The organism is Bacillus sp. JJ1503 (genome assembly GCF_036965125.1).
Lineage (GTDB): Bacteria > Bacillota > Bacilli > Bacillales > Cytobacillaceae > Cytobacillus.
Genome location: NZ_JBALOZ010000051.1, coordinates 13,040 through 17,358, shown reverse-complemented (window position 1 = coordinate 17,358; position 4,319 = coordinate 13,040). Strand labels below are relative to the sequence as shown.

Sequence of the window (4,319 nt, the reverse complement as noted above, 5' to 3'; positions counted from 1 at the left end):
GTTTTTGCAGCTAGCTGTATAGGCAGTTGCTTTAACGGTAATTTCTTTATAGCTCGCAGCTTTCACTGCGGGAGCGGGCGGTTTTGCCTGTGCAGCTGCTGGAGTCGCCATCTTTAACACCTGGTTAGGCTTAATCATATCTGATTTAAGATTATTCCATGATTTTAATTGCTGTACGGTAATTTGATTCTTTTTAGAAATGGACCAAAGAGTATCTCCATTTTTTACTTTATATGTATGTTCAGCAGCAGACGCAGCATTCGAAAATCCAACTAGTAGAAAAAATACAGTTGTTATTGTGATTAGAAGTTTTTTCATGAGAGATTCTCCTTTTCTTTCTTCTTAAGGAGTATATTAGCAAAGGAAGATAACAGGAATGTTTCAGAATAAAACTATTTTTATTACAAAGTAGATTTGGTCTGTAATATTCAGGTGTTAATAGAGTAGGTGAATATGGAGGTTAATAGGTTATAACGCTCTTCGTGAAGGCAAAATACGGTCGAAGGTAGTTAAGAGGACTTTATAACGCCCTTCGTGTAGGAAAAATGCAGTGGAAGGTAGTTAAGAGGGGTCTATAACGCCCTTCGTTAAGAAAAAAAGCAGTGGAAGGTAGTTAAGAGGGCTTTATAACGCTCTTCGTGAAGAGAAAATGCCGGCCGATGTAGTTAAGAAGGCTCTATAACAATAAAACAGAAGAATCACCCAATCCTTGTCCCTTAACTAGTTAATAAATGTCGCAATACGGTAAATTCCCCCGGCCTCTCTCCTCTTCTACTATGTAATAGCTCCAACCTTATATCTATTTTTTATAACCAGGAACAAGGAAAAATCAATTTTATGAATATGCCGAATCTTGTTGAAAATTGGGGAATACACGGTTATAATTTGAATGAAAGGGCTTACATAATTTCAATTTAATGGGGGGATTAAGTGCTATTGGTCTAATAGCATTGGGCGCACCGGCAGATAAATCTTGCAATCTATTTTCTATCATCGCCATGATTCGAAATGTGAATAAGAGTCCCTTTTGGCTACTTTTAACAGGGTAGCTTTTTACTATTAAAGCGGAGAAAAGTTGAAAATGAAAGGAAGGCCTCCATCACCGTGAAAACCAAGCCAAAGAGAAAACCCATTTTTGCATTGACGATTAGGAAAAAACTAATGCTATCATTTATTTTGATATTGTTAGTGCCATCTGTAACGATCGGTCTCTCTTCCTACTTAAATGCGCAAAGCAATATTAAGGAAAAAATCCAGATTAGTTCGAGGGAAAATGTTTTAGTCATTGATAAGTTTATTACTAGCTTTATTGAGCCTAAGGGAAATGCGGCGTCTTATTTTGCTGGAAGCTTTAATAAAGGGTCTTTTTCAGAGAAACAGGTCCAAAAAACGATCGAGCAATTGAAGGAATATCAAGTACTGCATCCGGAAGCGATGGTTGTTTATATAGGTTTAGAAGAGAACGGTGATTTTTTCTCTTATCCAGAACAGGATTTGCCTGATGGGTATGATCCTAGAAAGCGTCCTTGGTACATTGGTTCTAAGGCGAAGAGCAATGAAACGTTTATTACAGAGCCATATATTGATGCTTTTACGGGTGGGGTGATCGTGACTATTGCTCACACGCTTGAGGATGGTTCAGGGGTATTTGGGATGGACCTTAGCCTTGAAGCATTAAACAAGTTAACAGATGGAATTAAGATTGGAAAAAACGGATATCCGATCCTTATAAGTGCTGAAGGAAATTATCTCGTTCATCCAAAAATTGCAGCAGGCGAAAAGGCAGAAGGCAGCTGGGTTCAGTCTTTATTAGAAAAGAAGGATGGACAGGTCAATGATAGTAATAACCAGATTGATTTTACAACGAATGAAATAACGGGGATGAAAATTGCTGGTGTTATGGACTTAGATGAGGTGAGTCAGGATACGAAACCGATTCTCATGATGACTCTATTAATCGTTGTACTTTTTATCGTGATTGGAGCCGTGCTTTCTTATTTTGTGATCCGGTCGATAACGAGACCTTTGAACCAGCTAGTTGAAGCAACTGGAAAAGTCAGCGAGGGCGATCTAACTCAAACCTTCGATGTTAAAAATAATGATGAAATCAGCCATTTAGGCATTAGCTTTAATAAAATGGTGGGGGCTCTCCGCGAGCTGATCCGAAATATTGATGCGAAATCTGAAATGCTAGCCGCCTCATCAGAGCAGCTGTTGGCAAGCTCGGAACAAAATAATACCGCAACGGAGCAAATTGTCGATGCGATTCAGGAGGTTGCTTCCGGAACAGAACGCCAATCCAAGATGGTTGAGGAAAGCCATCATATTGTAACGGCGATGTCTGGGGAAATGGAAAGAATGCTGAGCCATTCTCAGGCCGTCCGCGATACATCCATGGACGCTGTAAGCATTGTCAACAACGGAAATCAAGCGATTCAACTAACATCTGAACAAATGACCAATATTCACAAAACGATTAGCAGGCTTAGCGTGGTCATTGAGGATTTAAGAAAAAGATCAATCGATATTAATCAAATCATTGATGTGATCTCGGGGATTGCCGACCAAACGAATCTTCTCGCATTAAATGCCGCCATTGAAGCGGCAAGGGCGGGGGAAAATGGAAAAGGCTTTGCCGTGGTTGCGGATGAGGTGCGTAAATTAGCGGAGCAATCGTCTAGATCAACTGAAACCATCAGACAACTCATCTCCTCCATTCAAATTGACACGAACCAAGCAGTCGAATCGATGGAAAAAGGAACAACCGAAATCGAAAAAGGAATGGATCTTGCCCAAAGTGCAGGAGAGGCCTTCCATGAAATCAAGCAATTTATCGATCACGTAAGCGCTGAAATTCAAACGATTTCTGTCTCAATAAAAGAGACTTCAGCGGGCACTGAACAGGTAGTTGGCGTTGTACACGGAATCGAAGAAATTGCTGTCAAAACAACAGCAGACAGCCAAAATGTTTCAGCTGCAACCGAGGAACAATTAGCCTCCATGCAGGAAATCGCAGCTTCTGCCTCTTCGCTATCTTATATGGCAGAGGAACTTCAGGAAATAATTAAGCAGTTTAAAATATAAGTGAAATGGTCTATGGGGTGTACTGGTCGGTTTTTGAGCGCGTACCCTGTAGGTTTTTTTCCAAACACAAAGAGGCCGGTCTGCATAGGAGCAGAACCGGCCTCATTTATTGGGGTTAAAGATTGTGCGTAACTAGACTAATTCATAGGCGGTGACGTTGCGCTCAATGACTCTTGCTTCTTTTGCCGAAGCAAGAGTGCCGTTCATCGTTTGGAACACATCCGCAGCGATGATTTGCTCCATTGCTAGTTTAACAGCAGCTGGATCAACAGGCTCCTTCGGGTTATCGATGGAAAGTCTTGATAGCTTGCCTGAATCCGTTACAAATGTTAATTCTAATGATTTTGCCATGGGTCTTTTCCTCCTTTCGCTTTATTAAATGTGTGAATCTAGCTCCAGAGCCTCTGCTTAGCCAAGAATGTCAAAGCTGTCATTTTTGACAATGGTAGATAGGGAGTCCTTGCTAAGTGATGCGATTGCCGTTGCTGCCTGAAAAAGCTGATCAGCTGTCGCCATCTTTTTCACATTTCCAAAAGTGCGCGACTTGAAAATCGGTTCGCCCTTCTCATTTAATCCCGTTTCGAACGTTAGACGAAGCCGTGTCTCAATCATTAATGCCTCTGCCATGTTGATCACCTCCTCTCACTCTTTATATATAAGGGGGAGGGAGGAAAGGACAGGGGTGGGATCATTTATGGAAAAATATTTTTTATAAAAGGGAAGCCTGGTGGAGAAAAGTGATGTACCAGGGAACTTTAAATGTTGCGCATTTTCCTGTTCCGTAAAAAAACATATTCTAAAAAAATATGATAGTATATTCCTATGTGAAATTTCTCATATGAATGATAATCAAATATATTGTAGGAGGTTAGTACATGCTACACATACTAATCTTAGTATTAGCTTTTTTAACATGGTTTTTACCGCTGCCCGGAAAAATAATTTTGTTAGGCATTAACTTTTTTTTACCCGACCCTATGCCTTTCGGAGATGAAATCATTCAAATCATAGGCTTTGTAAAGACTAGTAGAAAAGGATACAAAAAGATTTCAAAACGATAGGAAGATTAATAGAAAATTATTTTATAAAAGCCTATAAATGGGCTTTTATTTTTTGGGGATCGATGTTCTTTTGAAGAGGCGGTTTCCATAACAAAAAAACGAGAGATCGTAAAAGATCACTCGTTTGGTAATAAGTATTAAGCTAATTTAGATCGGCCAATGCTATGTTGAGTA

Annotated in this window: 5 protein-coding genes; 2 read left to right on the top strand and 3 right to left on the bottom strand. The window is 39.9% G+C overall.

Going from position 1 to position 4,319, the window contains the following annotated elements:
• Nucleotides 1-318, bottom strand: a 318-nt coding sequence (locus tag V7149_RS04925; RefSeq protein WP_335344537.1) for a LysM peptidoglycan-binding domain-containing protein, incomplete at its 3' end; no start/stop codon positions are given.
• A gap of 843 nt (nucleotides 319-1,161) precedes the next feature.
• Here V7149_RS04925 and V7149_RS04920 point away from each other — a divergent pair.
• Nucleotides 1,162-3,084 (top strand): methyl-accepting chemotaxis protein, encoded by a 1,923-nt coding sequence (locus V7149_RS04920; RefSeq protein WP_438824083.1) that lies wholly within the window; start codon nucleotides 1,162-1,164, stop codon nucleotides 3,082-3,084.
• A gap of 132 nt (nucleotides 3,085-3,216) precedes the next feature.
• Here the strand turns inward: V7149_RS04920 and V7149_RS04915 are convergent, their stop codons facing one another.
• Both V7149_RS04915 and V7149_RS04910 read right to left on the bottom strand, forming a co-directional pair.
• Nucleotides 3,217-3,435: a DUF2922 domain-containing protein gene (locus V7149_RS04915; RefSeq protein WP_335344535.1), complete on the bottom strand. Its 219-nt coding sequence runs from the start codon at nucleotides 3,433-3,435 to the stop codon at nucleotides 3,217-3,219.
• Between the two features lie 57 nt (nucleotides 3,436-3,492).
• Nucleotides 3,493-3,711 carry a DUF1659 domain-containing protein gene (locus V7149_RS04910; protein WP_066296963.1) on the bottom strand — a complete coding sequence of 73 codons (219 nt, stop codon included), beginning with the start codon at nucleotides 3,709-3,711 and terminating at the stop codon, nucleotides 3,493-3,495.
• A 248-nt stretch (nucleotides 3,712-3,959) separates the two neighbouring features.
• Here V7149_RS04910 and V7149_RS04905 point away from each other — a divergent pair, with 248 nt between their 5' ends.
• Complete coding sequence (locus V7149_RS04905) at nucleotides 3,960-4,145, top strand: hypothetical protein (RefSeq protein ID WP_335344534.1); 186 nt, start codon at nucleotides 3,960-3,962, stop codon at nucleotides 4,143-4,145.
• Nucleotides 4,146-4,319: the final 174 nt, after the last annotated feature.

Coding starts and splice junctions, on each gene's coding strand:
- V7149_RS04915 (WP_335344535.1), bottom strand. CDS start 3,435: ATGGCAAAATCATTAGAATTAACATTTGTAACGGATTCAGGCAAGCTA.
- V7149_RS04910 (WP_066296963.1), bottom strand. CDS start 3,711: ATGGCAGAGGCATTAATGATTGAGACACGGCTTCGTCTAACGTTCGAA.
- V7149_RS04905 (WP_335344534.1), top strand. CDS start 3,960: ATGCTACACATACTAATCTTAGTATTAGCTTTTTTAACATGGTTTTTA.
- V7149_RS04920 (WP_438824083.1), top strand. CDS start 1,162: ATGCTATCATTTATTTTGATATTGTTAGTGCCATCTGTAACGATCGGT.